The sequence below is a fragment of the Sphingomonas sp. SORGH_AS_0879 genome (assembly GCF_030819175.1).
Taxonomy (GTDB): domain Bacteria; phylum Pseudomonadota; class Alphaproteobacteria; order Sphingomonadales; family Sphingomonadaceae; genus Sphingomonas.
The window spans coordinates 1774654-1801589 of sequence record NZ_JAUTBJ010000002.1 but is presented as its reverse complement, the minus strand read 5'-3'; the positions used below and the strand labels follow the sequence as shown (position 1 = coordinate 1801589).

The 26936-nt window shown below is 66.4% G+C and carries 19 protein-coding genes and 4 pseudogenes; 13 read left to right on the top strand and 10 right to left on the bottom strand.

What is annotated here, in order from left to right; all coding sequences use genetic code 11:
- Positions 1-6: 6 nt before the first annotated feature.
- Both ahcY and QE379_RS09285 read right to left on the bottom strand, forming a co-directional pair.
- The gene (gene ahcY, locus QE379_RS09290) at positions 7-1425 is read right to left on the bottom strand and encodes an adenosylhomocysteinase (RefSeq protein ID WP_306999813.1); all 1419 of its coding nucleotides are present in this window, start codon (positions 1423-1425) and stop codon (positions 7-9) included.
- A 157-nt stretch (positions 1426-1582) separates the two neighbouring features.
- Positions 1583-2146, bottom strand: a complete 564-nt coding sequence (locus QE379_RS09285; protein WP_306999812.1) for a YqgE/AlgH family protein — start codon at positions 2144-2146, stop codon at positions 1583-1585.
- Between the two features lie 121 nt (positions 2147-2267).
- Here QE379_RS09285 and QE379_RS09280 point away from each other — a divergent pair, with 121 nt between their 5' ends.
- The 4 genes and pseudogenes from QE379_RS09280 to QE379_RS09265 all read left to right on the top strand — a co-directional run bounded on the left by QE379_RS09280 (position 2268) and on the right by QE379_RS09265 (position 5361).
- Complete coding sequence (locus QE379_RS09280; protein WP_307003156.1) at positions 2268-2747, top strand: peroxiredoxin; 480 nt, start codon at positions 2268-2270, stop codon at positions 2745-2747.
- Positions 2748-2850: 103 nt separating this feature from the next.
- Entirely contained in the window at positions 2851-3069 is a 219-nt protein-coding gene (locus QE379_RS09275; protein ID WP_306999811.1) for a hypothetical protein, read from the top strand.
- A 295-nt stretch (positions 3070-3364) separates the two neighbouring features.
- Positions 3365-4846: pseudogene (locus QE379_RS09270) on the top strand (AMP nucleosidase); the annotation flags it as partial.
- Positions 4847-4914: 68 nt separating this feature from the next.
- On the top strand, positions 4915-5361 hold the full coding sequence (locus QE379_RS09265) for a hypothetical protein (protein WP_306999810.1): 447 nt from the start codon (positions 4915-4917) through the stop codon (positions 5359-5361).
- A 431-nt stretch (positions 5362-5792) separates the two neighbouring features.
- Here the strand turns inward: QE379_RS09265 and QE379_RS09260 are convergent.
- A pseudogene (locus QE379_RS09260) lies at positions 5793-7560 on the bottom strand (M2 family metallopeptidase); the annotation flags it as partial.
- Between the two features lie 137 nt (positions 7561-7697).
- Positions 7698-8459, bottom strand: coding sequence for an alpha/beta fold hydrolase (locus QE379_RS09255; RefSeq protein ID WP_306999809.1), 762 nt, complete (start codon positions 8457-8459; stop codon positions 7698-7700).
- A 224-nt stretch (positions 8460-8683) separates the two neighbouring features.
- Between QE379_RS09255 and QE379_RS09250 the strand changes: the two genes are divergently transcribed.
- Together QE379_RS09250 and QE379_RS09245 are read left to right on the top strand one after the other, a co-directional pair.
- Entirely contained in the window at positions 8684-9217 is a 534-nt protein-coding gene (locus tag QE379_RS09250; RefSeq protein ID WP_306999808.1) for a hypothetical protein, read from the top strand.
- A gap of 97 nt (positions 9218-9314) precedes the next feature.
- Positions 9315-9959 carry a YitT family protein gene (locus QE379_RS09245; protein WP_306999807.1) on the top strand — a complete coding sequence of 215 codons (645 nt, stop codon included), beginning with the start codon at positions 9315-9317 and terminating at the stop codon, positions 9957-9959.
- Positions 9960-10100: 141 nt separating this feature from the next.
- On the opposite strand, the gene QE379_RS09240 is transcribed toward QE379_RS09245, so the two are convergent.
- From QE379_RS09240 to QE379_RS09225, 4 genes and pseudogenes are all read right to left on the bottom strand, one after another.
- The gene (locus QE379_RS09240; RefSeq protein WP_306999806.1) at positions 10101-11126 is read right to left on the bottom strand and encodes an aspartate-semialdehyde dehydrogenase; all 1026 of its coding nucleotides are present in this window, start codon (positions 11124-11126) and stop codon (positions 10101-10103) included.
- 183 nt (positions 11127-11309) lie between these two features.
- Entirely contained in the window at positions 11310-11594 is a 285-nt protein-coding gene (locus tag QE379_RS09235; protein WP_306999805.1) for a GIY-YIG nuclease family protein, read from the bottom strand.
- 55 nt (positions 11595-11649) lie between these two features.
- Positions 11650-12367 (bottom strand): annotated as a pseudogene (locus tag QE379_RS09230) (MgtC/SapB family protein).
- 148 nt (positions 12368-12515) lie between these two features.
- Positions 12516-14768 carry a DPP IV N-terminal domain-containing protein gene (locus QE379_RS09225; protein WP_306999804.1) on the bottom strand — a complete coding sequence of 751 codons (2253 nt, stop codon included), beginning with the start codon at positions 14766-14768 and terminating at the stop codon, positions 12516-12518.
- A 254-nt stretch (positions 14769-15022) separates the two neighbouring features.
- On the opposite strand from QE379_RS09225, the gene QE379_RS09220 reads away from it, so the two are divergent.
- Positions 15023-15676, top strand: a complete 654-nt coding sequence (locus QE379_RS09220; protein ID WP_306999803.1) for a hypothetical protein — start codon at positions 15023-15025, stop codon at positions 15674-15676.
- Between the two features lie 129 nt (positions 15677-15805).
- Positions 15806-16339: a CHAP domain-containing protein gene (locus tag QE379_RS09215; RefSeq protein ID WP_373461757.1), complete on the top strand. Its 534-nt coding sequence runs from the start codon at positions 15806-15808 to the stop codon at positions 16337-16339.
- Between the two features lie 51 nt (positions 16340-16390).
- Here QE379_RS09215 and QE379_RS09210 read toward each other — a convergent pair whose 3' ends face one another.
- On the bottom strand, positions 16391-17485 hold the full coding sequence (locus QE379_RS09210; RefSeq protein ID WP_307003153.1) for an anhydro-N-acetylmuramic acid kinase: 1095 nt from the start codon (positions 17483-17485) through the stop codon (positions 16391-16393).
- Between the two features lie 119 nt (positions 17486-17604).
- On the opposite strand from QE379_RS09210, the gene rimO reads away from it, so the two are divergent.
- The 3 genes and pseudogenes from rimO (at position 17605) to QE379_RS09195 (ending at position 22029) form a co-directional block, all read left to right on the top strand.
- The gene (gene rimO, locus QE379_RS09205; protein WP_306999802.1) at positions 17605-18945 is read left to right on the top strand and encodes a 30S ribosomal protein S12 methylthiotransferase RimO; all 1341 of its coding nucleotides are present in this window, start codon (positions 17605-17607) and stop codon (positions 18943-18945) included.
- Between the two features lie 309 nt (positions 18946-19254).
- Positions 19255-20655 carry a serine hydrolase gene (locus tag QE379_RS09200; protein WP_306999801.1) on the top strand — a complete coding sequence of 467 codons (1401 nt, stop codon included), beginning with the start codon at positions 19255-19257 and terminating at the stop codon, positions 20653-20655.
- Positions 20652-22029, top strand: a pseudogene (locus tag QE379_RS09195) (M17 family metallopeptidase). Before QE379_RS09200 ends, QE379_RS09195 begins: the two are co-directional and overlap by 4 nt.
- 108 nt (positions 22030-22137) lie before the next feature.
- Here QE379_RS09195 and tpiA read toward each other — a convergent pair.
- Entirely contained in the window at positions 22138-22884 is a 747-nt protein-coding gene (gene tpiA / locus QE379_RS09190) for a triose-phosphate isomerase (RefSeq protein WP_306999799.1), read from the bottom strand.
- Positions 22885-23018: 134 nt separating this feature from the next.
- Here tpiA and QE379_RS09185 point away from each other — a divergent pair, with 134 nt between their 5' ends.
- On the top strand, positions 23019-24965 hold the full coding sequence (locus tag QE379_RS09185; protein WP_306999798.1) for a peptidylprolyl isomerase: 1947 nt from the start codon (positions 23019-23021) through the stop codon (positions 24963-24965).
- On the top strand, positions 24952-26469 hold the full coding sequence (trpE, locus tag QE379_RS09180; protein WP_306999797.1) for an anthranilate synthase component I: 1518 nt from the start codon (positions 24952-24954) through the stop codon (positions 26467-26469). The genes QE379_RS09185 and trpE overlap by 14 nt, the downstream gene beginning before the upstream one ends.
- The last annotated feature ends 467 nt before the right edge of the window (positions 26470-26936 follow it).

The following is a 26936-nucleotide window of genomic DNA, read 5'->3' as shown; positions in this document are numbered from 1 at the left end:
GTCGCATCAATAGCGATAGTGATCCGGCTTGAACGGACCTTCGACCGGCACGCCGATATAGGCGGCCTGCTTCTCCGACAGCTTCGACAGCTGGACGCCCAGCTTTTCGAGGTGGAGGGCGGCGACCTTCTCGTCGAGGTGCTTGGGCAGGACGTACACTTCGTTCTTGTAGTTTTCGCCCTTGGTCCACAGTTCGATCTGCGCCAGCGTCTGGTTGGTGAACGAGGCCGACATCACGAAGCTGGGGTGACCGGTCGCGCAGCCCAGGTTCACCAGGCGGCCCTTGGCCAGCACGATGATCTGCTTGCCGTCCGGGAATTCGACCAGGTCGGTGCCGGGCTTCACTTCGGTCCACTTGTAGTTGGACAGCGCCGCGATCTGGATCTCGCTGTCGAAATGGCCGATGTTGCAGACGATCGACATGGGCTTCATCGCCTTCATGTGATCGGCGGTGATGACGTCGGCATTGCCGGTCGCGGTCACGAAGATGTCGGCGCGCTTCACGGCCTCGTCCATCGTCACGACCTCAAAGCCCTCCATCGCCGCCTGCAACGCGCAGATCGGGTCGATCTCGGTCACCAGCACGCGCGCGCCGCCGTTACGGAGCGACTGGGCCGAGCCCTTGCCCACGTCACCGAAACCGGCGACCGCCGCGACCTTGCCGGCCAGCATCACGTCGGTGGCGCGACGGATCGCGTCGACCAGCGACTCCTTGCAGCCATAGAGGTTGTCGAACTTCGACTTGGTTACCGAGTCGTTGACGTTGATCGCCGGGAAGGGCAGCTCGCCCTTCTTGGCGATCTCGTACAGGCGGTGGACGCCGGTGGTCGTCTCTTCCGACACGCCCTTCAGGTTCTTGACCGTCTCGGTCAGATAGCCGGGCTTCTTGGCAATGAACGCCTTGACCGAGCGCTGGAACTCGACTTCCTCTTCATTCTCCGGCTCGGCGAAGGTCGCCCCGGCTTCCAGCTTCGCGCCCCACAGCGCGAACATGGTCGCGTCGCCGCCATCGTCCAGGATGATGTTCGCAGTCTGACCTGCGACCTCGTGATCCCAGGTGAAGATGTCGCCGACATAGTCCCAATATTCGGCCAGCGTTTCGCCCTTTACGGCGAAGACCGGCACGCCCGACGCTGCGATCGCGGCGGCGGCATGGTCCTGGGTCGAGAAGATGTTGCAGGTCGCCCAGCGGACATCGGCGCCCAGCGCCGTCAGCGTCTCGATCAGCACGGCGGTCTGGATCGTCATGTGCAGCGAACCGGTGATGCGCGCGCCCTTCAGCGGCTGCGCCGCGCCGAATTCCTCGCGCAGGGCCATCAGGCCGGGCATCTCGGTTTCGGCGATCTTGATCTCGGCGCGGCCGAAATCAGCGAGGCTGATGTCCTTGATGACATAATCGTTCTTGGTGGCGGCAGTCGTGGACACGACGGAACTCCGTGCAAAATGGGGCCGACCAAGACGCATAGGCACGCCGATCGGCACGGCGCCCGCCTTAGCGGCGATCGCCCCCGGGATCAAATATAAAGATATCTTTATATGCTTCAGTGTGAATGGGCGGCTCGCTGTCGCCCTCCCATGGGCGTCAGGCGGTGCCCCCGCCCATGACGAGCTGACGCGGATCGACGCCCGCGACGCCGAACGCCGCCTGCCACCGGCCTTCCGCCGGTACGTCATAGAGGATGTCGAGTTCGCCCCCGACATTGAACCAGCAGCCGGGCTCGCGCAGTTCCTCCTCCAACTGGCCCGCATCCCATCCGGCATAGCCCAGCGCGACCACCCAGCGGGCGGGTCCGCGCCCCTCGGCAATGGCGCGCAGCACGTCGACCGTGCTGGACAGCATCCATTTGCCGCCGACATCGACGCTGTCCTGCCCCTCCCAATCATGGGAGTGCAGGACGAAGCCGCGCCGGGGCTCGACCGGTCCGCCGAGATGGACCGGCACATCGGGCACGTCGCCATGGGGTATGTCGAACTGGTCGAGCAGCGCGTGAAAGCCGAGCCCCTCGATCGTGGTGCCCAGCCCGATGCCCAGCGCGCCCCCTTCGTCATGGGCGCACATGGCGATGACGGCATGGTCGAAACGGCGATCGGCCATGCCGGGCATGGCGAGCAGGAATTGGCCGGAAAGATAGGTCAGTTGATGCACCACCCGACTATAGGGATCGTCGCTTCGCCTCGCCATAGCTTGAAATGCGCGGAGCTTCGGGCATGTACGCCGGACCAACGCCCGGCGCGGTGCCGGGCCGATTGCCCCTAGGATCAGGATGATGACGATCAAGGTCGCAGACCGCCTCCCCACCACCACGCTGGTCAAGGTGACGCCCGAGGGCCCCGAACAGGTGACCACCACCGATTTCTTCGCGGGCAAGCGCGTCGCGCTGTTCGCGGTGCCGGGGGCCTTCACCCCGACCTGCTCGGCCCAGCACCTGCCCGGCTTCATCGCCCAGGCGGACGCGCTGAAGGCCAAGGGCGTGGACGAGATCGTCTGCACCTCGGTCAACGACGTGTTCGTCATGAAGGCCTGGGGCCAGGTCAATTCGGCAAGTGCGATCACCATGCTGGCGGACGGCAATGCGGAGTTCGCCAAGGCGGTTGGGTTGACGCTGGACGGATCGAAATTCGGCATGGGCACGCGTAGCCAGCGTTACACCATGCTGATCGATGACGGCGTGGTCGAGCAGCTGTTCGTCGAGGCACCGGGCGAATTCAAGGTCAGCTCCGCCGAGCATCTGCTGTCGGCCCTCTGATCCGGCGAACCGCATGCCCGGTCGGATCGGAGGCGGAACAGTGCGGCTCGGTCGGGCGTTTTTCCACCATCTACCGACCAGCATAACGAGAGGAACCTTGGTCATGACCACCTATGTCCCCCCCGAGAAGCAGGCTCCGTCGAAGAGCTTTGCCGAAAAGGCGCAGGGTGCGGCCAAGGCCGCTGGCGACACGGTGAAGGAACACCCCTACGCCGCCGCCGGAATCGCGGCCGGTGTCGCTGCGGCAGTGGCGGGGGCGGCGTTCGGGGCGGCAAAGCTGCGCGATAAGGCCGAAGACGAGAATTCGTCGCAGGGCGCGTGACGTGCGGAGCGCGTTGATGAAAGCGCCCCGCCCCTCCACCATCCTGCGGATGGTCCCCCTCCCCAAGCCTGGCTTGGGGAGGAATTGGGGTAAGCACCTTGGCCCAACTCCCTACCTCCGTTCAGCCTGAGCGAAGTCGAAGGCCAAGGGAATCGCTATCCGATTATCGTGCATATTTTCGGAGGGGTCCAAAGCGTGGCCTCTTCGACTGCCTGCCAAGGCAGGCACCCAGGACATCCTTCGCCCTCGCTCAGGCTGAACCAAGCTTCGGGGATCACCCACCCCCTCATAAAAACGTAGTTCGCTTGCCAGAACTGGTGACACGGCTAAGCTCCGGGCGATGACTCAAGCCCTACAGATCGTCGAGGAACTCGACCGCCTTTATACCGACTCCGTCACTCGCTTGAAGGAGGCGCTGACCGCCTATCTGCGCGACGGCACCGTGCCGACGCTGGAAGACCGCGCGCATGGCTGCTTCGCCTATCCCGAAATCCGCCTGATCTATCGTGGCGTCGGTGGGCGTCCCGCCCCGATGCGCTCCTTCGGTCGCCTCGTGTCGCCCGGCGACTACCGGATCAGCGTGACCAAGCCCGCGCTGTTCAAGGACTATCTGGTCGAACAACTGACCCTGCTGATCGAGGATTACGATGTCGAGGTCCAGGCGGTGCCCGGGCGACAGGAAATCCCCTTTCCCTATGTCCTCGACCCCGGCCATGCGCTGAGCCTGGACACGGTGTCCGCCGCCGAACTGGCGCGCTTCTTCCCCGCGACCGAATTGGCGCATATCGGCGACGAGATCGCCGACGGCCTGTGGATGACCGCCGACGGCAACCGGCCGCTGGCGCTGTTCGACGGATTGCGCACCGACTTCTCGCTCGCCCGGCTGCGCCATTATACCGGCACCCCGCCCGAGCATTGCCAGCGCTTCGTGCTGTTCACCAACTACCACCGCTATGTCGACGAGTTCGTCCGCTGGGGCGCGTCGCAACTGGGCGAAGGTTCGCGCTTCTCCGCTCTGTCCGGCGCGGGCGGGATCGTCATCGAGCGGCCCGAGGATGTCGACAAGATCGTCACCGACAGCGCGTGGCGGCGGCACCAGATGCCCGCCTATCACCTGGTCGCCAAGGACGGCACCGGCATCACGCTGGTCAATATCGGCGTCGGGCCGTCCAATGCCAAGACGATCTGCGACCACCTCGCGGTGATGCGGCCCGAGGCATGGCTGATGATCGGCCATTGCGGCGGCCTGCGCCCCAGCCAGCGGATCGGCGACTATGTGCTGGCCCATGCGTACCTGCGCGACGACCATGTGCTGGACGATGTGCTCCCCCCCGAAATCCCGGTGCCCGCCATCGCGGAGGTGCAGGTCGCGCTGGCCAAGGCGGCGGAGATCGTCTCGGGCCAGTCGGGCGACGAGTTGAAGCGCCGCTTGCGCACTGGCACGATCGTGACCACCGACGACCGCAATTGGGAATTGCGCTATTCCAAGTCGGCCTTGCGCTTCTCGCTCAGCCGCGCGGTCGGGATCGACATGGAGTCCGCGACGATCGCGGCGCAGGGCTATCGCTTCCGCGTGCCGTACGGGACATTGCTCTGCGTGTCGGACAAGCCGCTGCATGGCGAATTGAAGCTGCCGGGGCAGGCCAACCGCTTCTACGAACGCGCGATCAGCGAGCATATGCGGATCGGCATCGAAACCTGCGAGCAACTCCGCCTGGAGGGCAACAAGCTGCACAGCCGCAAGCTGCGCGCATTCAACGAGCCGCCCTTCCGCTGATCGGCAAGCGGATAAGAAACCGGGGGCAGGCGCAAGCGTTACGGTCACGAACCGAAGGGGATTTTGCGATGGTCGACACCATGGACCCGAAAAAGCCACGTCCGCCCCGCCGCCGCGCCACGCCCAAGGCGGCGGGCACCCCTTCGCCGCGCAAACGCGCCGCCCCCAAGGCGGACGTTGCGACCGAAGAACCGGTCACGCCCCCGGCTGCCGAAGAGGCGGAAGGCGCTGCTCCCGAAGCGCCAAAGCCGGCGGCCAAGCCCAAGGCCCCGCCCAAGCCCCGCTCGACCAAGCGCACCGCGCCGCGCAAGGCCCCTCCGCGCAAACCCGCCGCGATCACGGCCGCGCCTGCTCCCGTTCTGGGCAAGCACGGGCTGGACCGGGTCGGCGGCAAATGGGGGGTCGCGTCGATCCTCGGGAGCCTGGCGGCGGCGGCCGGGCTGACGGCCGCGTTATTGTCGCTGAAGGGGAGTTCCGCCAAACGGGATGGGAATGAGGACGGCGAGCAACGCTGAATCGCCCGCCCCGTTCAGCCTGAGCGAAGTCGAAGGCTAAACGGTGAGGCCGTCCAAAAGGCCGTCGCCCCAGCGCAGGCTGGGGCCTTTTTCGATTGCTGGATGTAGCTGCCTAAGATCCCAGCCTTCGCTGGGATGACGGGTGTATATCTTTACGCCTTCGACTTCGCTCAGGCTGAACGGACGGGGAGAGCCAATCTTCCTCCCGTGCAAGGGGAGGTGGCAGTCCGCAGGACTGACGGAGGGGTGTCACCGCTCGCGACCCGGCCCCTCCACCACCGCTTCGCGGCGGTCCCCCTCTTCAAGCGAGCTTGGGGAGGAATGAGTTCGGCCTTCCTCAATCCTCCCCATTCCCGATGGGGAGGGGAACCGCTCGCGTCAGCGAGTGGTGGAGGGGTAGGCGGCGTACCCCGCGCCCTCCACCCGCAAAATCACCAACCCTGCGGCTTGCCCTTGTTCTGCTGGTCGAGCCACGCCTTCAACGGCGCGAAATATTCGACCAGCGCCTTGCCCGACATTTCGCGGCTGCCCGTGAACACCTGGAGCGCGTCCGGCCACGGCTTGGACTGGCCCATCGCCAGCATCGCGTTCAGCTTCTCGCCAACCGCCTTGTTCCCATAGAAGGAACAGCGGTGCAGCGGCCCCTTCCACCCGGCCTGGTCGCACGCCGCCTTGTAGAACTGGAACTGGAGCACCCGCGCCAGGAAATAGCGGGGCATAGGGCACGCCCGCCGGGATGTGGTACTTCGCGCCTGGATCGAATTTGGTCTCGTCGCGCGCCACCGGCGGCACCACGCCCTGATATTTCAGCCGTAGCGCGTCCCAACCCGCTTGATACTGGCCCGCCGGGATCTGCCCCGAAAACACGCCCCAGCGCCATTTGTCGATCAACAGGCCAAAGGGCAGGAACGCCACCTTGTCCATCGCCTGGCGCAGCAGCAGCCCGATATCCTTGTCGGTGCTCGGCACGCGCGCCGGATCGAGCAGGCCGATCTTCACCAGATAATCGGGCGTGATCGACAGGGCGACGGTGTCGCCGATCGCCTCGTGGAAACCGTCATTCGCGCCGTTCTTGTAGAGAAAGGGCTGCCCCTTGTACGCGCGCTGGTAATAGTTGTGGCCGAGTTCGTGGTGGATCGTCACGAAGTCGTCGGCATTGACCTTGGTGCACATCTTGATCCGGATATCGTCGAGATTGTCGACGTCCCAGGCCGAGGCGTGGCAGATGACCTCGCGGTCGGCGGGCTTCACGATCTGCGAGCGCTGCCAGAAACTCTGCGGCAGTGGCGCGAAGCCCAGCGACGAGTAGAAGCCCTCGCCCGCCTTGACCATCTTGATCGGATCATAGCCCTTGGCCTTGAGCAGATCGCCGGTGTCGAAGCCGACATCGCCCGCGCCCTTGGGCGCGACCAGGTCGTAGATATTGCCCCATTCCTGCGCCCACATATTGCCGAGCAGGTCGGCGCGGATCGGACCGGTCCTGGCCTGCACCGCATCGCCGTACTTTTCGTTCAGCTTCCAACGGACATAGGTGTGCAGCGCCTTGTAGAGCGGCTCCAGCTCGCCCCAGATCTTGTCGGTCAGCTGCGCAAACTGCTCCGGCGACATGTCATAGCCCGAGCGCCACAGCGCGCCCGCATCGGCATAGCCCAGTTCCCTGGCCCCCTGGTTCGCGAGGCCGGTCATCTGCGCATAGTCGGCGCGCATCGGGGCACCGACATTGTCGTGCCAGCTTACCCACATCTCCTTCAGCTTGGCGGGATCGCGCTCGCTGCCCATCGCGGCCTCGATATCCGATCCGTTGATCGGCTGGCCGTTCAGCACGCCCTTGCCCTTGCCATAGGAGGAGGACATGCGCGTCGTCAGGGTTGAGAGTTGCGCCGCCGCACCCGGCGTTGTCGGGGCAGGCAGGGTGATGCCGCCGCGGAGCAGGTCCAGCTTGCGCTTGGTGTCATAGGACAGGCCCGGCACCGCCTGATAACGCGCCGCGCCGAGGCCATAGCGGACGGCCAGATCGGTCATCTCCGCCCCCGAGGCGGCGGCCAGTGCATCGGTATCGTCGGTGATATAGGTCGCATTGACCCACGCGACCTGCTGTGCCCCCACCGACTTTTCGGCCAGCGTCTTCTCGGCTTCGGCGACGAAGGCATCGGCGGCGGCGGGCGTCGCGGCCTGTGATGTCGAAGCGGCGGTCTGCGCCTGGGCGGTCCCGGCCCAGCAGGAACGCCAGCACGGTGCCGGAAACGGCGGAACGGATCATGCTATCCCCCAAAGATCATGGCTCGCCCTCGAAACGGGGCGAATGGCGTGCAGTTGCGCGGCTTTGCCCGCCGCCGTCAAGCGGTCAGGAACTGCGCGATCGCTTCGCCCAGTTCGGCTTTCGTCACCGAACTCATATGGTTGCCGGGAATCTCGACATAGCGGCCACGCGGCAGCGCCTCGGCCAGGTCGACCGCCGCGCCATTGTCGAAATCGTCGACACCCGCCACGACCAGCGCAGGCAGGTCGAACCCCTGGATCGCCGACAACGGCGTATCGGCAAAGGTCTGGAGGATATGGAGCAGCGCCACCGGATCGCCACCGGTGGTCTTCAGGAACGCCTCCGCCATCCATTCCGGGCTGCCACGCTTATGCTCGCCCAGCCGGGTCAGGATATTGGTGAAATGCTCGACCCGCCGGTCGGTATGGAGCAGCCCCTCCAGCCCCATCCCTGCGAAGATCGCCTTGCCCGGCTCCGCGCCCGTCGCGAGCATCCGACTGACCGTCCGCGCGCCCAGCGAATAGCCGCCCAGAACATAATCGGTCAGCCCCAGATGCTCAACCAGCGCATGGCCGTCGCGGGTCAGCGCGTCCTTCGGGTAGGCGGCGGGGTCGTGCGGCTTGCCGCTTTCCCCGTGCGCGCGCAGATCGGGCATGATGACCCGGTAGCCCTTGGCCGCGATCGCGGCGGCATGGCCGTAGCGGATCCAGTTGGTATGGGCGTCGGAGAAATAGCCATGGATCAGCACGACGGGCCGCCCCTCCCCCATTTCGCGCCACGCGATCGGAGTTCCATCGAAGCTGTCGAAGAAGCGGGTTTCGGGGGCGGTGTCGGCCAAGGCTCAGGTCTCCGATGGGCAAGCAGTACGCCAGCCTCCTAATCGGCCAGCCTCCTAATCGGATCGCGCGGGATGTGCACGTCTTGATCCGATGCGGCCATCCCCGCCCTTCCCAGCACGCCTCACCAAGACGGTCCAAGACCTATGGGATTCCATGGATTTTCCGCAGAAATCCACGAGTCGCGGGCATGGACAAAAGGGGTACAAGTGGTTAGCCGCCATGAATGGCAGCCTCGCTTTTCCTGTTGATCGCAGTCGTCCTGGCCTTTGCCGGGGGGAGCGGGCCCTGGGTCCTGATCGCGACCGTCGCCGTCGCGACGGCGGCGGGGACCAAGCTGCCCGATCTGGATACGCCGTTGCAGCTTCAGCATCGCAGTGCGCTGATCCACAGCATCCTGCCCTTCTATGTCGCGCTGTTCGACATCCGCACCTGGGGCGTCGCGGCGGGGTTGGGCTTCGGGGTCGGCTTTCACCTGGCCGCCGACCTGTTTCCCGGCACGATGCGCGGCTTCGCGACGATCAAGCTGCCGATCTGGGGATCGATCGGGGTGCTGCCCTCCTATCTCTGGATCGCGATCAACGCCGCCGCCAATCTGGCGGGTGCGCTGATCGTGCTGGAATGGATCGCCGCCGACCGGGTCGCGGCCTGTGCGCTGGCGGCGACCGGCGTCTTGGGGGCCAGCTATCTGCTGCGTGCGCAGGGCGGGCTCTATGCGCTGGCGGTGATCGTCGGGATCGGCTGGCTGATCGTCCGATAGCCCGATTGGCGGCGGCGATGCTTTGCGATAAGGCATGGGCCTGCCACGAGAAGCAGGATGATCGGGAGCGGATGCCGGACCCATAACCGGACCCTCGATGACCGCAGCCAACGCCTCCCCCGCCACCACCCTTCCGCCCAGCCCGATCGGGCGTCCGCACAGCCTGCTCGAGGATGCCTATGCGATCTTCATCGGCGTCACGCTGTTGATCGTGGGGCTGGTGTTCCTGAAGGCGGCGGGGCTGGTGACCGGGGGTATCGCGGGCGTGGCGCTGCTCCTGTCCTATCTGATCCCGCTGCCTGCGGGCGTGTTGTTCACGCTGGTCAACATCCCCTTCTTCCTGTTCGCGCACAAGGTGATGGGCGCGCGGTTCGCCGTAAAGACGGTGCTGGTCAATATCGGGATCGGCGCGGCCTCGGCCATCACCCGCGTCTCGGTGCATGTCGACACCGTCCATCCCGCCTTTGCCGCGCTGGTCGGCGGCACCGTGATCGGCATGGGCATCTTGGCACTGGCCCGGCATCAGGCCGGGGTCGGCGGGACGGGCGTCATCACCATCTGGCTCTATCGCAAGCGCGGATGGAATATGGGCATGACCCAGGTCGCGCTGGACGTGTTCATCCTGGCGATGGCCATCCCGGTCGTATCGGGAGTGCAGATGATGTGGTCCGCGATCAGCGCCGCGGCGATCAGCCTGATCCTGTTCGCCTGGCACCGGCCGGGGCTCTATATGGGTCGATGAGTATATCCTCCCCGGCACGGGGAGGTGGCAGCGCGCGAGCGCTGACGGAGGGGGGCTTCCTCATAGGGCATTCCTTGCGGAGAGCCCCCTCCACCATGCTGCGCATGGTCCCCCTCCCCGTTGCCGGGGAGGAGTTTTACGTCAGCCCTTCTTCAGGTGACGACGGCCGAGAAGTTCGGCGATCTGCACCGCGTTCAGCGCGGCCCCCTTGCGGAGATTGTCCGACACGCACCACAGCGACAGGCCGTTATCGACCGTCGAGTCCTCGCGCACGCGGCTGATGAAGGTGGCGAAGTCGCCGACGCACTCGACCGGTGTGACATATCCGCCGTCCTCACGCTTATCGACCAGCATGACGCCGGGGGCTTCGCGCAGAATGTCCTGGGCTTCCTGGGCCGAAATCTCGTTCTCGAACTCGATGTTCAGCGCCTCGGAATGGCCGACGAACACCGGCACGCGGACACAGGTGGCGGTGACCTTCACCTTGGGGTCGAGGATCTTCTTGGTTTCCGCCACCATCTTCCACTCTTCCTTGGTCGAGCCGTCGTCCAGGAAGCTGTCGATGTGCGGGATCACGTTGAAGGCGATCTGCTTGGTGAACTTCTTGGGCTCGGCGGGGTCGCCGACGAAGATGTTGCGGCTTTGCTCGAACAACTCGTCCATGCCAGCCTTGCCCGCGCCCGACACCGACTGATAGGTCGCGGCGACGACGCGCTTGATCGTCGCCTTGTCGTGCAGCGGCTTCAGCGCCACGACCATCTGCGCGGTCGAGCAATTGGGGTTGGCGATGATGTTCCGGGCCTTGTAGCCGTCGATCGCGTCCGGGTTCACCTCCGGCACGATCAGCGGCACGTCCGGGTCCATGCGGTAGAGCGACGAATTGTCGATCACGACGCAGCCCGCGGCGGCGAATTTGGGCGCATAGATCTTGGTCGCGTCCGATCCGATCGCGAACAGCGCGATGTCCCAACCGGCGGGATCGAAATGCTCGATATTCTTGATGGTGAGCATTTTGCCGGTCTCACCATATTCGATCTGGTCGCCCTGGCTGCGCGACGAGGCGACCACCGCCAGTTCGTCGATCGGGAATTCCCGCTCCGCCAGAATGTTGAGCATTTCCCGGCCGACATTGCCCGAAGCCCCGGCGACCACCACGCGATAACCCATTCAACCCTCCACTCGGAAGCGTGAGCCGGTAGCGTCATTGCGCGGACGCGTCCACCAACTTTGCGAAAAGTGCGCGTTTGCGCGGGGCAAGCGGGGGTTTAGGGGTGATTATCGCCAAAGGCCCCAGCCTTCGCTGGGGCGACGTAACCCCTGTCGCCCCAGCGAAGGCTGGGGCCTCTCGCCTCAGGCCAGTCGGTCGAAGAGGTCGTCCCACTCAGGATTGATGCTCTCGATCAGCCGGACCTTCCATTCCCGCTTCCACGCCTTCATGGCTTTCTCGCGAGCGATGGCATCGTCGATCCGATCATGCTCCTCGGCATAGACCAGTCGATGCAGGCCATAACGGCGACAGAATTCCGCGCCTCTATCGGTGCGATGCTGATGAATGCGCGCCGCGAGATGCGCGGTGACGCCGATATAGAGCACGCCGTCAGGCTTGTTGGTCATGATGTAGACCCAGCCCGCCATCGGTCAGCCTATGCGGAGAAAGGCCCCAGCCTTCGCTGGGGCGACGGGCTTGGAGTCAATCATGCGTACTCGCCGCCCAGGTGGCGTGGGATATCCCGTGGACCGACTGGAAATGGTCGGTGATGCGGTCGAGTTCGCCCGCCTCGATGATGGTGCTGGTCAGGGTGGCGGTGACCGTCACCTGATCCTCGCCCAGTTCCTCCGTCTCCAGTTCCGCGACGGGCAATCCGGCGCGCTCCAGATGCTCGACCAGCATGTCGCCGACCGGCCCGGCCTGCGCCGTGACGGTGGTCAGGCTAACCGAGTAGGTCGCCTCGACATGCCGCCCCTCCACCGGAATGCGGTTGATCGCGTCGACCAACGGCCGCAGCGCGGTATTGGCGAGCAGGACCACGAAGGTCAGCAGCACCGCCTCCGCCACCATGTCGCTACCCGCGATCGAGCCCACCGCCGCCGAGCACCAGAGGGTCGCGGCGGTGTTCAAGCCCGCGGACGTTCATCCCCTCCTTCATGATGACGCCCGCGCCCAGGAAGCCGATGCCGGACACGACATAGGCGATGATGCGGATCGACTCGACATCGCCGCCCAGCCGCTGTCCCAGATCGACGAACGCCGCCGCGCCGATCGCGACCAGCGCATTGGTGCGCAGCCCCGCCGTGCGCTGGCGATATTGCCGCTCCGCCCCGATCACGGTGCCCAGTACGAACGCCGTCAGATAGCTGACCAGTGTGTCGAGGAACGGCCAGAGGTGGAAGGTTTTCAGAAATGCCATGTGCATATCCTAAATCCTCCCCGTTACGGGGAGGTGGCAGCGCGCGAGCGCTGACGGAGGGGGGGCCGCCACCGAGGACGTCACTTGCGGCAATCCCCCTCCACCATGCTTCGCATGGTCCCCCTCCCCGTGCCGGGGAGGATCGGGATTAGTTCGCCTTCTTGTCCTTCACCGTCCGGTTCAGGAAGTTCAGGATCGTGTGCCACAGATGCTCCGACACGCCCGCCCCCCCGACGCGGTGGGTCTGGCCGGGATAGAGCATCATTTCGAACGGCGTATCCGTCTTCTGCATTTCGGCCGCGAAGGCGGTGGCATTGTCGAGGAAGACATTGTCGTCCGCCATGCCGTGGATCAGCATCAACGGATCGCGAATCTTGGCCGCATCCGTGATCCCTTGCGAGGTCGCATAGCTTTGCGGATCGGTGCGCGGGTCGCCCAGATAGCGTTCGGTATAATGGGTATCGTAAAGCTGCCAGCCGGTCACCGGCGCGCCCGACACGGCGGCGGCATAGACGCCGGGCGTCTTCTCCAGCATCTTGATCGACATATAGCCGCCATAAGACCAGCCATAGGTCGCGATCCTGGTCGGATCGACGAAGGGCAGGCTCTTCAGATAATTGGCCCCCGCCAACTGATCGGCGACCTCGACCGTGCCCATCGCGTGGTAGATGGCATCCTCGAACGCCTTGCCGCGATTATAGGAGCCGCGATTGTCGATCTGGAAGAATATCCATCCCTGATCGACCAGATATTGCGGCAGCGCGCCCTGCCAGCCGCGCGTCACCTGCTGGCCGGTGCCGGGGCCGCCATAATGCTGGAAGAAGACGGGATAGCGCTTGCCCGGTTCCAGCTTGGGGGTGATCATCTCCCAATAGAGCGTCGTGCCGTCATCGGCCTTGATCGTGCCGAACTGGGTCTCCCGGTGGCTGGCGAGATAGGGCGCATAGGGATGCCCCGCGACGATGGCGTTCTCGTTGATCCAGCTCAGCCGCTTGCCGCTCGTGTCGGCGAGATAGACCTGGGTCGGCTGGCTCGGGCTGGAGCGCGAGACGATGAAGCGGCTGGCCGATGAGTCCATCGACGCACTGTTGGTATAACCGCGCTCGGTCAGGCGGGTGATGACGTTCGGCTTGGCGATATCGACGGCGTAGAGATGCTGTTCGAGGACATCGTCCTTGAGGCCCGTGAAGTACAGACGGCCCTTGGCCTCGTCCACCCCGACCAGGCCGGTCACGACCCAGGGCCCCTTGGTCAGTTGCGTCCATTTGCCGTTCGCGAAGCGATAGAGATGGCCATAGCCGTCCCGCTCCGACCGCCAGATCAGGCTGCCATCCTTCATCGGGCGATAGGCGTCGGACAGGTTCAGCCAGCTCCGCTCACCCGACCGCTCGGTGAAGACCAGCGTGGACTTGCCGGTGGTCGGATCGACGCGCAGCATGTCGAGCCGTTTCTGGTCGCGGCTCTGCCGCTGGACCAGCATCGCCGAGCCGTCCGGGGTCCAGTCGACGCGCGCCAGATAAATGTCGGGATCGCTGCCCAGATCCACCTTCACCCGGCCCGATCCGTCCGCCTTCATGACATAGAGATCGACCAGCGCATTGGGCGTGCCCGCCGCCGGATAGCGCTGTTCATAGACCTTGGTCCCCGCCGCGCCGATCGCCGCGCGGACCGCGACCTTGACCGGGGCCTCGTCGAAGCGTTCGACCGCGATGTAACGCTCGTCGGGGCTCCACCAATAGCCCGTAAAGCGGTGCATTTCCTCCTGTGCGACGAACTCCGCCTCGCCGAAATGGACGGTGCCCCCGCCCTCGGTGGTCAAGGCCCGCGCCTCGCCACCTCCCAGCGGCATGGCCCACAGATTCTGGTCGCGCACGAAGCTGACGAAACCGCCCTTGGGGCTGACGATCGGGTTCAGCTCGCCGCCCGGCGTGTTGGTCAGGCGGCGGACCTGCCCGTCGAGCCCCGCGAGGTACAAATCGCCATCGAGCGGCACCAGGATCGACTTGCCATCGGGGGCCCAGTCATAGGCGACGATCCCCTTCGACCCGCCGATGCGCGCGCGCTCGCGCTGCATCTTCTCCGCCTCGGACAGTTCGGCACCCGAGCCGACCCTCTTCGAATCGACCAGCATCCGCTCTTCGCCGGTGCGGGTGTCGCGCGCCCAGAGATCCAGCCGCTCACGCTCGTCGGCGCGAGGGCGCAGCGAGGTCAACAGCGTGCCGTCGGGCGACAGGCGTAGCCCGCGTGGTTGCGATCCCGACAGGTCGGGGCTGCCGAAGACGCGCGCCAGCGTCAGTTCGCCCTGCTTTTCCGGCTCAGCGGCCATGGCCGGTGCCCCCATTCCCGATGTGATCGACGCCCCGACCGAGGCCAGCGCCAGACCGAGCACCCATTTGCGCATTCATACCACTCCAGACCCATATTCGCCGGATCGGTCCCGGCGCGTCGCCGCGCGTTATCGCGACGGCGCGGCGATCGGGCAAGCGCGATCCGATCCGGTCGGACAGGATCGCCAGATGCTGCGCGAAGAGTCGCCGTTTCGGTCAGAAATTCTTCGTAAACCCGCTATTAACGAAATTTGTTTAGACCGTTCGGGCGGGCACGGCACGAGGAGATGATCCCCGTCGTCATACTCCGCACATTATCGGAACGGACATGGCGGCGACCATCGCATTCGACATTCAGAACGATCGGCGGGGTGATATCCGGGCGATCCTGGCGCGCTCGGGTAGCGCGGGGCATCCTCATGTCCAGTCGCTGCTTCTGCCGCAGGCGCTGCTGCATGACCTGACCGATGCGGTTCATGCGGTGTGCGCGGTCCATGGCAATCATCCGAGCATGATCGACTACGCCATGGCGCGCGGCATCCAGATCGAAACGCTGCCCTGGTTGATCCAGTCGTCCAACGCCTTCGCCCATGAGCGGGCCTTTCTCGCCAACCTGACCTCAGCGGCGGGCCCGCTTCCCTCGACACCGGGTCAGGCACAGACCGATGCGGCGCTGACCCAGTTGCGCCAGACACTGGAGATGCTCGCCAATTCGGATCGTCGCGGATGCGCGACCGGCGCGGTCTGTGCGCTGATCCTCGACTGGCGGACCATCCGGCAGCTTCTGGACCAGGCCGCCCGCCGCTTCGGCCTGTCCGCCCCCGTCAACCAGTTGCCCGAACCGTTGCTCGACATGACCGAGGAAGAGGCGGCGACGCTGGGCCTGGCACGGGCGCGCGGTTTCGGCGCGACTCAGTTGCTCGTCCAGCATCGCGTACTCTGGGATTTGCTGGAGGCGCGGGCGAGCGCACGACGCGGCTAGCGGAGACCAGCCCCGCGCTGTCCGCCCGTCGCGCGAAACACTCGGCCGGGCGAGCTACCGGCCCGTTAACCATCTTGAACAGTGCACGATTAATCCGCCGGGTTTAGCGTGATCGTCATGAAAGCCCTGGTGTCCAAAGCAGTCCTATCGCTCTGCGCACTGACGGTCGCCGTGTCGGCCGAAGCGCGATCGCTGCTCGATTATGTCGGGCAATGCGTGCCTTTCGCGCGCGAGGCTTCCGGCATTTCCATCTATGGCGATGCCTGGACCTGGTGGAACCAGGCCGAAGGCAAATATCCGCGCGGCCACAGCCCCCGCGTCGGCGCGGTCGTCGTCTTCGAAAAGACCAGCCGCCTGCCGCTGGGCCATGTCGCGGTGGTCAGCCGCGTGGTCGAGGACCGGGTGCTGATGCTGACCCACGCCAATTGGTCGATCCAGAATGGCGAGCGCGGCCATGCCGAACAGGATGTGACGTTGTTCGACGTATCCCCCGCCAATGACTGGAGCGAGGTGAAGGTCTGGTTCCGCGACTCGGACGGGTTGGGCAGTTCCACCTATCCGATCTACGGCTTCATCTATGGCAAGGGCCGCGCCGCGCCCGAATTGACCAGCGACAAGCCCGATTATGTCGGCGCGCTGATCGACGCCTATGTCGCCCGCTGATTGCTAGGGGGATCGAGCTTCGCCCTACGCGGACGTGCGAGGAAAAGACGGTCAGTTCGCGGCTGGCCGGTGGATCACGCCGCCGGTCATTACCTGCGCCACACCGGTCGTGCCCGGAAAGCTGATCGGGCGCTCGTTCAGCCGCCGCACCGCCATATAGGCGAAACCCTCGGCCTCCATCGCGTCGCCGTTCCAGCCCAGCGCATCGGTCGGCTCGGGCGTCAGTCCGGTTTCCTGCCCGATCATGCGGAGCATCGTCGCATTGTGCCGACCGCCGCCCGCGACCAGCAGCCGCCGGGGCCGCTCGGGCAGATGGTCCAGCGCCCGCGCCACGGTCCGCGCGGTAAAGGCGGTCAGCGTCGCCGCCCCGTCCGCCGCCGACAGGCCCCGCGCCGGCTGGATGGTGAAGTCGTTGCGGTCGAGCGACTTGGGCGGGGCCAGATCGAACCAGCCATTGTCCATCATCGTGTCCAGCACGGTCGGCTCGACCCGCCCCCTCGCCGCCAACGCGCCGTCCGCGTCGTAACGCTGGCCGGTTTCCGCCTCCATCCAGCTATCGATCAGGCCGTTGGCAGGCCCGGTGTCGAACGCGACCAGCGCTCCGTCGCGGCCGACCCAGGTGATGTTGGCGACCCCGCCAAGATTGAGGATGGCGACCGGCTTTTCCAGTTCGGTAGCGAGTGCCGCATGATAGACCGGGATCAGCGGGGCCCCCTGCCCGCCCGCCGCGACATCGGCGGAGCGGAAGTCGGACACGGTGACGATTCCCGTGGCATCGGCCAGCGCCTGTCCATCACCGATCTGCCAGGTCCAGCCGCGATCGGGGCGATGCGCCACGGTCTGGCCATGGAAACCGATGACATCGACCCGCCCTGCCTCGACACCCGCATCGCGCAACAGCTTCTGCACGACCATCGCATGGGTCCGGACGATCAGGTCGCCCGCCGCGACGATGGGCGGGCTGGCGCGGGGACGGTCGAAGGTCAGCGCCATCGCGGTCGCCTCCGCCAGTTCGGCACGCGCGCCGTCCGAATAGGTTTCGGAGCGAAAGGCGACCGGGCGCACCAGCGTCTCGCCATCCGTCTCGACCAAGGCGGCGTCCACGCCGTCCAGCGAGGTTCCCGACATCAATCCGATCGCCAGCATCGCCAATTTAACCTTTGTGAAACTGCCCCCTCATGCCGGGATCGCGGGGGCCTGTCGACCACCTGGCGCAAGCACATCTGGAAAAGCGTTCCGATCTGGACTATGTGCGCGCGTATCCCATGGCAACCAAACTCCCCACTCCGCCGCGCGTCGGCATGGTCTCGCTCGGCTGTCCCAAGAATCTGGTCGACAGCGAACGCATCCTGACCCAGCTTCGCGCCGATGGCTATCAGATGTCGCCCGACTATGCCGGGGCGGACGTCGTGCTGGTCAACACCTGCGGCTTTCTCGACTCCGCCAAGGAGGAAAGCCTGGAGGCGATCGGCGAGGCGATCAAGGAAAATGGTCGCGTCATCGTGACCGGATGCATGGGCAAGGAAGCCGATGCGATCCGCACCCGCTTCCCCGACGTGCTGGCGATCACCGGCGCGCATGAATATGAGCAGGTGGTGGAGGCGGTCCACGCCGCCGCGCCCGCGAACCTGTCGCCCTATATCGACCTGATCCCCGATGCGGGGCTCAAGCTGACGCCGCGTCACTATAGCTATCTGAAGATTTCGGAGGGCTGCAACCACCGGTGCAGCTTCTGCATCATCCCGTCGCTCCGTGGTGATCTGGTCAGCCGCCGCCCCGACGCGATCCTGCGCGAAGCGGAAAAGCTGGTCGCGGCGGGCACGCGCGAGCTGCTGGTCATCAGCCAGGACACCTCGGCTTACGGCATCGATATCCGCCGCGAACCCCGGATGTGGAAGGGGCAGGAAGTCGTGCCGCACATGACCGACCTTGCCCGTGAACTCGGCAAGATCGCGCCATGGGTGCGTCTCCATTACGTCTATCCCTATCCGCATGTGGATCAGGTGATCCCGCTGATGGCGGAAGGCTTGGTGCTGCCCTATCTGGACATCCCGTTCCAGCATGCCGCGCCGTCCGTCCTCCGCCGCATGAAGCGCCCCGGTAACGATGCCAAGGTGTTGAGCCGCATCCACCAGTGGCGCGACATCTGCCCCGACATCGCGATCCGCTCGACCTTCGTGGTCGGCTTCCCCGGCGAGACGGAGGAGGATTTCGAATATCTGCTCGACTGGCTGGACGAGGCGCAACTCGACCGGGTCGGCGCCTTCCGCTTCGAGCCCGTCGAGGGCGCCGCCGCCAATGCCCTGCCCGATCACGTCCCCGAGGCGGTGAAGGAAGAGCGTTACGCGCGGATCATGGAAAAGACCGCCGCGATCTCCGCCGCCAAGCTCGCCGCGAAGGTAGGGCGCACCCTGCCCGTCATCATCGACGCGGTGGACGAAGAAGGCGGCGCGACCGGCCGGTCCCAGGCCGATGCACCGGAGATCGATGGCGAGGTCTTCCTGCGCGACGCCGGGCATCTGACGGTCGGCGACATCGTGCCGGTCGCGATCGAGGATGCGGACGAACATGACCTGTACGGCGTTCCCGTCACCGGAAACGGATGAGCATCTATATCCGATCGTCACGGGCGTTGCCCCGCCCCTCCACCACTCGCTGACGCGAGCGGCCCCCCTCCCCAAGCATAGCCTGGGGAGGAATGAAGATACTCGGCGGACCCACAGGCCCCAATCCTCCCCAAGCGATGCTTGGGGAGGGGGACCGCCGCGAAGCGGTGGTGGAGGGGCATTCCCCCCACTTTAGTCAGGTCGAACGGAGCGAGGGGGGCCATTCCAACCACCGTTCACGCTGAGCGAAGTCGAAGCGCACGCTCCGAACCCGTTGCACCGCCCCCACAAACCTGCTTCCTTGGCCCCATGAGATACCCGACATTGCTGGCGGCGATCGCGTTGATTGCTCCCGCCGCGCTCGCAGCCCAAGCCCTGACCCCGGCGGAAACCCAGAAGATCGATGCGCTGGTGCAAAAGACGCTGGCCGATACCGGCGTCCCCTCCGCCTCGATCGCGGTGGTTCGCGGCGGCAAGGTCGTGCTCGCCAAGGCTTACGGCAAGCAGTTCGAAGGGCAGACCGGCCCCGCCGACCCGAAACTCCCCTATCAGATCGCCTCCGTCTCGAAGCAGTTCACCGCCGCCGCGATCCTGCTGCTGGCGGACGAAGGCAAGCTGTCGCTGGACGACACCGTCGCCAAATATATTCCCGGCATCACCGATGGCGACAGGATCACCATCCGCCAGCTTCTCAGCCACACCTCGGGCCTGCGCGACTATTGGCCGCAGGATTACAGCTTCAGGGCGATGGCGACCCCGACCAGCCCGCAGGGCATCGTCGACCGCTGGGCCAAGGCACCGCTGGATTTCCAGCCCGGTGCCCAGTGGCAATATTCCAACACCGGCTATGTCGTGGCGGGCATGATCGTCGAGAAACTGTCTGGCCAGCCGCTGCTCGACTTCCTCCAGGCAAGGGTATTCCGCCCCCTCGGCATGCGGGCGGTCGATCAGGACAAGGCGGTCGGCCCCGGCTTTCCCCAAGGTTATCTCCGCCACGCGCTGGGCCCCGTCCGGGTCGAGACGCCCGCAGCGTCCGGCTGGCTCTATGCGGCGGGCGGACTCGCCATGTCGCCGGAAGACCTGGCCAAATGGGACGTCGCCCGGATGAACCGCACCCTGTTGCCGCCCCAGGATTGGGCGGAGCAGGAAAAACCGGTCAGGCTGCCCGACGGCTCCAGCACCAATTACGGACTGGGCGTCGGGGTCGGCACTGCCGACGGCCGCCGCTTCGTCGAGCATGGCGGCGAGGCGGTGGGCTTCCTGACCGAGAATATCGTCTATCCCGACGACAAGGCCGCCGTGGTGGTCGCCGTCAATGCCTGGTTCGCCGACGCCCATGACCGGATCGCCAAGGGCCTTTCCGACATCGTCCTCCCCGCCCCCAGGGCGAATGTCGAGGATGCCGCCGCGCTCGATCGGACGAAGCGGATTTATCTCCAGCTTCAGACGGGCCAAGTCGACCGGGCGCTTCTGACCGAGGACGCCGCCTATTATTTCACGCCCGCGACCATGGCGGATTATCGAACCAGCCTGTCGCCGCTCGGCGCGCCGACGAAGATCGAACAGGTGGGCAAGACGCGGCTGCGCGGCGGCTTCGTCAACCGTTCCTATCGCGTCACCTACCCGAACCGCAGCCTCAGGATCAGCACATATGCCGAACCGGGGACGAACGGAAGGATCGAACAATTCCTCGTGAGCCCCGCCCAGTGACGGATTTCGCCCCCCTGCTCCAACCCGATCGCGGACAGCCCGCGCGGACGATCACGTTGCTGACCGCCGACGCCTTCGACGGCTGGCTGAACCGTCAGACGGCATCGATCCGCGCGCTGGCTGCCGCCCAGCGTTTCGCCGCCAGGCCCCACACCCACCTCCTCCTTCCCCATGAGGACGGGATCGCGGTGGTCGCGGGCATGAGCGATCCCGAATCGCCCTGGGCGCTGGCCAGGCTGGCCGAAACCTTGCCAGAGGGCTGCTATCGCCTCGACGGCGCGGAGGTCGGGGCCAATGCGCTGGGCTGGCTGCTCGGCCAGTACCGGTTCACCCGCTATCGCAAGGCCGAGGACGCCGCGCCGCGCGTGCTTCTGACCCGCAACGTGGCGCATCGTGACGAGGTGATCCGCATCGCCGCCGCCACCCGCGCTGGTCCGCGATCTGGTCAATAGCGGCGCGGGTGATCTCGGCCCCGCGGAACTGGAGGCGGAGGCGGAAACGCTGGCGCGTCTTCATGGCGCGGCCGTCACCGTGACGGCGGGCGAGGCGCTGGCGCGCGATTACCCGATGATCCACGCTGTCGGACAGGCCGCCACGCGCGATCGCGCCCCGCGCCTGATCGAACTGAACTGGGGCGATCCCGCGCACCCGCGCATCGCCATCGTCGGCAAGGGCGTGTGCTTCGACACCGGCGGGCTCGACATCAAGCCGTCCTCGGGCATGCGGCTGATGAAGAAGGACATGGGCGGCGCGGCGCATGCGCTGGCGCTGGCCGGGCTGGTGATGGCCGCGAAGCTGCCGGTGCGGCTGCATCTGCTGATCCCGGCGGTAGAGAATGCCGTGTCGGCGGCGTCCTTCCGCCCCGGCGACGTGCTGAAGACCCGCAAGGGCCTGACGGTCGAGAACACCAATACCGATGCCGAAGGCCGCCTGATCCTGGGCGACGCACTGACCCGCGCGGGCGAGGAGAGGCCCGAACTGATCCTCGACTTCGCGACCCTGACCGGCGCGGCGCGCGTGGCGCTGGGGCCGGACCTGCCGCCGTTGTTCACCGATGACGAGGCGCTGGCGGCGGACCTGCTGGCGGCGGGTGTCGCAGAGGAGGACCTGGTGTGGCGCCTGCCGCTCTGGGACGGTTATGACGAGATGTTGAAGTCCGACATCGCCGACATGGTCAATGCCCCGGACGGCGGCTTCGCGGGCGCGATCACGGCGGCGCTGTTCCTGCGACGCTTCGTGCTCAAGGAAACGGCCTGGGCGCATCTGGACGTGTTCGCCTGGCGGCCCTCGGCCAAGCCGGGGCGGCCCAAGGGGGGTGATGCCTATGCCCTGCGCGCGGCGTATCGGATGTTGAAGGGGCGGTATTCGGGCTGACGACCAGCCCCCAACCGTCATCCCAGCGAAGGCTGGGATCTTTGGCGGCCATACCGATCCGCCGCAAAAGGCCCCAGCCTTCGCTGGGGCGACGGTGGCCTCCCGGCGTTACAACCCGGCCGCCGCCTCAATGATCGGCACGAACTTCGCGGCGGTCAGGCTCGCGCCGCCGACCAGCGCGCCGTCGACATTCTCGACCGCCAGCAAGGTCGCCGCATTGTCCCCCGTCACCGACCCGCCATACAGGATGCGCACCGCATCCGCCGCATCGCCGATCAGCATCCGCAGCTTGGCGCGCGCGATGGAATGGATCGTCGCGATCTCGTCCAGCGTCGGGGTGCGCCCCGTCCCGATCGCCCAGCGCGGTTCATAGGCCAGGGTGAACCAGCTTCCGTCCGCATTGTCGGGCACCGACTTCTCGATCTGCGCCTGCACCACGCGCTCGGCGCGACCCGCATTGCGCTCCGCCTCGGTCTCGCCGCAGCACAGAATGACGTTCAGCCCCTGGCGATGCGCCGCCGCCGCCTTGGCCCAGGCGTCCTGGCTGGTTTCGCCCTGGTCCGCACGACGTTCCGAATGGCCGACGATCGTGAAACGGGCCCCCGCCTCCTTGACCATGCCCGCCGAGACGCAGCCGGTATGCGCACCCGAATCGGCCTCGTGCACATCCTCCGCGCCGATCGACAGTCCGGGCACCCGCTCGGCGGCGGGGCCGATCAGGGTGAAGGGCACGGCCATCGCGACATCGACGTTCGGGGCCGCCTCCGCCGCCCGCGCCATGGCGTCCAGCTCGGCCAGAGCGGCGCGCGAGCCGTTCATCTTCCAGTTGCCCGCCACCAATTTGCGCCTTGCCATATTCAGGCTCCCATTGAGTCGCATGTTATACGTGTTCAACACCGATAGCGGATCGTGGCGTCCGCACAAGCTTGATGCGGGCGCGACTGCCCCCTAAAGCGGGGACGTTTTTATTCCTTGCCGATCGGTCGTCCATGCTCAGCTTCTTCCGCCGGATCATCAATTCCAAGGCCGGCGTCGTCGTGACCTTCATCGTGCTTGGCGTGATCGCGATCGCGTTCGCGGCGGGCGACGTGTCGAACATCGCCGGCATGGCGGGCGGTCTGGGCGGGTCCGACGTCGCCAAGGTCGGCGGTGCGAAGGTCACCGCCAACGACCTGCGCACCGCCGCGCAGAACGAGGTCGCGGCCTATCGCCAGGAACAGCCGACGCTCGACATGGCACAGTTCGTCGCGGCGGGCGGGTTCGAGGGCGTGCTTCAGCGCGAGATCACCGGCCTGTCGCTCGAACAGTTCGGCAAGGATCAGGGCATGGTCGTGTCGCGCCGCCTGGTCGATGGCCAGATCGCCTCGATCCCCGCCTTTCGCGGGCCCAATGGGCAGTTCGATCCGGCGCTCTATCAGCAGCTTCTGGCGCAGCGGAAGATGACCGACGCGCAGGTGCGGACCGATATCGAGCGGACCAGCTATGCTCAGCAACTGACGGTACCGATCATCGGCGCGACCCAGTTCGCGATGCAGATGGCGCTGCCCTATGCCTCTCTGCTGCTGGAAAAGCGTGAGGGCGAGGTCGGCTATGTCCCGACCCGTCTGGTGGCCGCCGGGGCCGCGCCGACCGATGCCGAGATTCAGACCTTCTATCAGCGCAACGTCCAGCGCTACACGCTGCCCGAGCGCCGCGTCGTCCGCTACGCACTGGTGACGCCCGCCGCCGTCGCGGCCGGCGCGACGCCCAGCGAGGCGGAGATCGCCCGCTATTACCAGACCAACCAGTCGCGTTATGCCGCGACCCAGAAGCGTGACGTGACCCAGGTGATCGTCGCCGATCAGGCGGGCGCCAACGCGCTGGCGGCCAAGGCGAAGGGTGGTGCCTCGCTCGCCGATGCCGCCCGCGCCGCCGGGCTGGAAGCCTCGACCCAGAAGGGTGTCGACAAGGCCGCTTATACGACGCAGGCGTCTGCTGCCGTCGCCGACGCCGTGTTCGGCGCCGCGCAAGGGTCGGTCGTCGGTCCGGTTCGCGGCACGCTGGGCTTCGTCGTCGCCAAGGTCGATGCGATCACCCAGGTTCCCGGCAAGACGCTGGCACAGGCACGGCCCGAGATCCTCGCCGAGCTGACCAAGCAGAAGCAGGCCGCCGCCCTGGGCGAGATGCGCAACACCATCGAGGATGCGCTGTCGGGCAATGCGACCTTCGACGAGGTCGTCACCGACCGTAAGTTGCAGGCGCAGACCACCCCGGCGGTGACCGCGCAAGGGGCCGCGCCCGATGCGCCGACTTTCCAGCCGACGCCGGAACAGCGCGCGATGATCACCGCCGCCTTCACCGCCGACGAAGGCGATGCGCCGCAGATCGTGCCGGTCGGGCAGGATGGCGGCTTTGCGGTCGTCGGCGTCGGGCAGATCCAGCGCTCCGCCCCGCGTCCGCTGGCGCAGGTACGCAACCAGGTTCTCGCCGACCTGAACGCCGACCGCGCCCGTGCCGCCGCGCGCAAGCTCGCCAATGCGGTGCTCGCCAAGGTGAACAAGGGCATGCCGATGGCGCAGGCGCTGAAGGAAACCGGCTTGGCCGTGCCGCCGGTCCGCCCCATCGCCGCGTCGCGCCGCGATCTGGCCGCCGCGCAGAACACACCCGCCGCCGCGCCGCTCGCGCTGCTCTTCTCGATGCCGCAGAACAAGGCGCGCACGCTGGAGGCTCCCCAGAACGAAGGCTGGTACATCCTGCGCGTGAACAAGATCGAGGCGGGCAACGCCGCCGGCAACGAAGCAGCGATCCGCGCCGCGCGCGCCGATATCGGTCGCCTGATCGGCCGCGAATATGTCTCGCAATTCGCCCGCGCCGTTCGCGACTCGGTGGGCGTGAAGACCGATCCCAAGGCGGTGGCGAAGGTCCGCGCAGAACTGCTGAACAATGGCGGCAACTGAGGCGAACGCCGCCGACGGCGCCGCCGACCGGCTTCGCGCCGGTCGCCCGATGCTGATCTGGCGGCGGCAGATCGCCGACACCGAAACCCCGGTGGCGGCGGCGCTCAAGCTGATCGAGCCGGGTCGCGGCGACTTCCTGCTCGAATCGGTCGAGGGCGGCGCGACGCGCGGGCGCTACAGCCTGATCGGCCTCGCCCCCGATCTGGTGTTCCGCGCGCATGGCCATGCGGCGGCGATCAACCGTCGCTGGGCCACCGACCGCGAGGCGTTCGAGCCGTGCTCGCAACCGACGCTCGCCGCGCTCCGCAGCCTGGTCGCCGAATGCCGCGCCGACGTGCTGGAGGGGCTGCCCTCGGCTCTCGCCTGTCTGGTCGGCTATTTCGGCTATGAGACGGTCGGGCTGGTCGAGGACCTGCCCCAGCCGGAAAGCGATCCGCTCGGCCTGCCCGACATGATCTTCGTGCGGCCGACCGTCATCCTGGTCTTCGACCGGCTGGCCGACGCGCTTTATCTGGTCGCGCCGGTCTGGCCGGATGCCGCACGCGATGCCGGCCGGATGATCGCCGAGGCGGAGGAACGGCTGGACGCGACCGCCGCCCGGCTGGCGACGACCGCGCTTCCCTCGCCCGTCCGCGCCGACCTGCCCGAGCCCGCCTACGCCCCTGCTCTGCCGCAGGGCTGCTATGCCGAGATGGTGACCCGTGCGAAGGACTATATCGTCGCGGGCGACATATTTCAGGTGGTGCTGGCGCAGCGTTTCTCTGCGCCCTTCGCCCTGCCCCCATTCGAGCTGTACCGCAGCCTGCGACGGATCAACCCCTCGCCCTTCCTCTACCATCTCGACCTGCCCGGCTTCTCGCTGATCGGGTCGAGCCCCGAGATCCTGGTCCGCGTCCGCGACGGCGAGGTGACGATCCGCCCGATCGCGGGCACCCGTCCGCGCGGGCGTACCGGGGCCGAGGATGCCGCGAACCGCGACAGCCTGCTCGCCGATCCCAAGGAACGCGCCGAACATCTGATGCTCCTCGACCTGGGCCGCAACGATGTCGGTCGTGCGGCGTCGGCGGGCAGCGTGCGCGTGACCGACAGCTATACGGTCGAATTCTACAGCCATGTCATGCACATCGTCTCCAACGTCGTCGGACGGCTGGGTGACGATAAGGACGCGCTGGATGCGCTGTTCGCGGGCTTCCCGGCGGGCACGGTCAGCGGCGCGCCCAAGGTCCGCGCCTGCCAGATCATCGCCGAACTGGAGCCGGAGCGGCGCGGGGCCTATGCGGGCGGCGTCGGCTATTTCTCGCCGGACGGGTCGATGGATTCCTGCATCGTGCTGCGGACCGCTGTGGTCAAGGACGGAACCATCCACGTCCAGGCGGGCGCGGGCATCGTCGCCGACAGCGACCCCGCCTATGAACAGCGCGAATGCGAAGCCAAGGCCGGAGCGATGCTCGCCGCTGCCAGGGACGCGGTGGCGCGGGCGGGCGAAGGCGGTTTCGGTCAATAGGGGCGGTTTGGCCGTTCTCCGGACGCTTCTTCAAGACTGATCCGCGAGAAGCGGCCCCTACCACACCCCCGAACCACCCCGGCGAAGGCCGATCGACTTTCGCCTATTCCTCCCCTGCAAGGGGAGGTGGCAGGCCGTCAGGCCTGACGGAGGGGTGTCGCGCTCTCGATAGGGGAACGCCCCTCCACCAGCTTCGCTGGTCCCCCTCCCCTTGCAGGGAGGAATGAGGACGCCGCCTGAATGTCGATCAGGCCCAAGAATTCAAGCGAACACGCCAATCCTTTTTTGCGCGCAAAGGCGCAGAGGACGCAGAGAAGCTATACACGCTCGGTAGCGCGCCCCGTTTTTCATCCTATGGCGGAAACGGACTGCCGTCGCCTCGGGCTCAACCACTCTGCGTTCTCCGCGCCTCCGCGCGAACACATTCTTCGTGTCTTCGCGTCTTCGCGTGAAAATGAATCCCGATC

Excerpts from the sequence above, each read along its gene's own strand:
- QE379_RS09280 (WP_307003156.1), top strand. The coding sequence starts at position 2,268 with ATGACGATCAAGGTCGCAGACCGCCTCCCCACCACCACGCTGGTCAAG.
- QE379_RS09275 (WP_306999811.1), top strand. The coding sequence starts at position 2,851 with ATGACCACCTATGTCCCCCCCGAGAAGCAGGCTCCGTCGAAGAGCTTT.
- QE379_RS09265 (WP_306999810.1), top strand. The coding sequence starts at position 4,915 with ATGGTCGACACCATGGACCCGAAAAAGCCACGTCCGCCCCGCCGCCGC.
- QE379_RS09250 (WP_306999808.1), top strand. The coding sequence starts at position 8,684 with ATGGCAGCCTCGCTTTTCCTGTTGATCGCAGTCGTCCTGGCCTTTGCC.
- QE379_RS09245 (WP_306999807.1), top strand. The coding sequence starts at position 9,315 with ATGACCGCAGCCAACGCCTCCCCCGCCACCACCCTTCCGCCCAGCCCG.
- QE379_RS09240 (WP_306999806.1), bottom strand. The coding sequence starts at position 11,126 with ATGGGTTATCGCGTGGTGGTCGCCGGGGCTTCGGGCAATGTCGGCCGG.
- QE379_RS09235 (WP_306999805.1), bottom strand. The coding sequence starts at position 11,594 with ATGGCGGGCTGGGTCTACATCATGACCAACAAGCCTGACGGCGTGCTC.
- QE379_RS09225 (WP_306999804.1), bottom strand. The coding sequence starts at position 14,768 with ATGCGCAAATGGGTGCTCGGTCTGGCGCTGGCCTCGGTCGGGGCGTCG.
- QE379_RS09220 (WP_306999803.1), top strand. The coding sequence starts at position 15,023 with ATGGCGGCGACCATCGCATTCGACATTCAGAACGATCGGCGGGGTGAT.
- QE379_RS09210 (WP_307003153.1), bottom strand. The coding sequence starts at position 17,485 with ATGCTGGCGATCGGATTGATGTCGGGAACCTCGCTGGACGGCGTGGAC.
- rimO (WP_306999802.1), top strand. The coding sequence starts at position 17,605 with ATGGCAACCAAACTCCCCACTCCGCCGCGCGTCGGCATGGTCTCGCTC.
- QE379_RS09200 (WP_306999801.1), top strand. The coding sequence starts at position 19,255 with ATGAGATACCCGACATTGCTGGCGGCGATCGCGTTGATTGCTCCCGCC.
- tpiA (WP_306999799.1), bottom strand. The coding sequence starts at position 22,884 with ATGGCAAGGCGCAAATTGGTGGCGGGCAACTGGAAGATGAACGGCTCG.
- QE379_RS09185 (WP_306999798.1), top strand. The coding sequence starts at position 23,019 with ATGCTCAGCTTCTTCCGCCGGATCATCAATTCCAAGGCCGGCGTCGTC.
- trpE (WP_306999797.1), top strand. The coding sequence starts at position 24,952 with ATGGCGGCAACTGAGGCGAACGCCGCCGACGGCGCCGCCGACCGGCTT.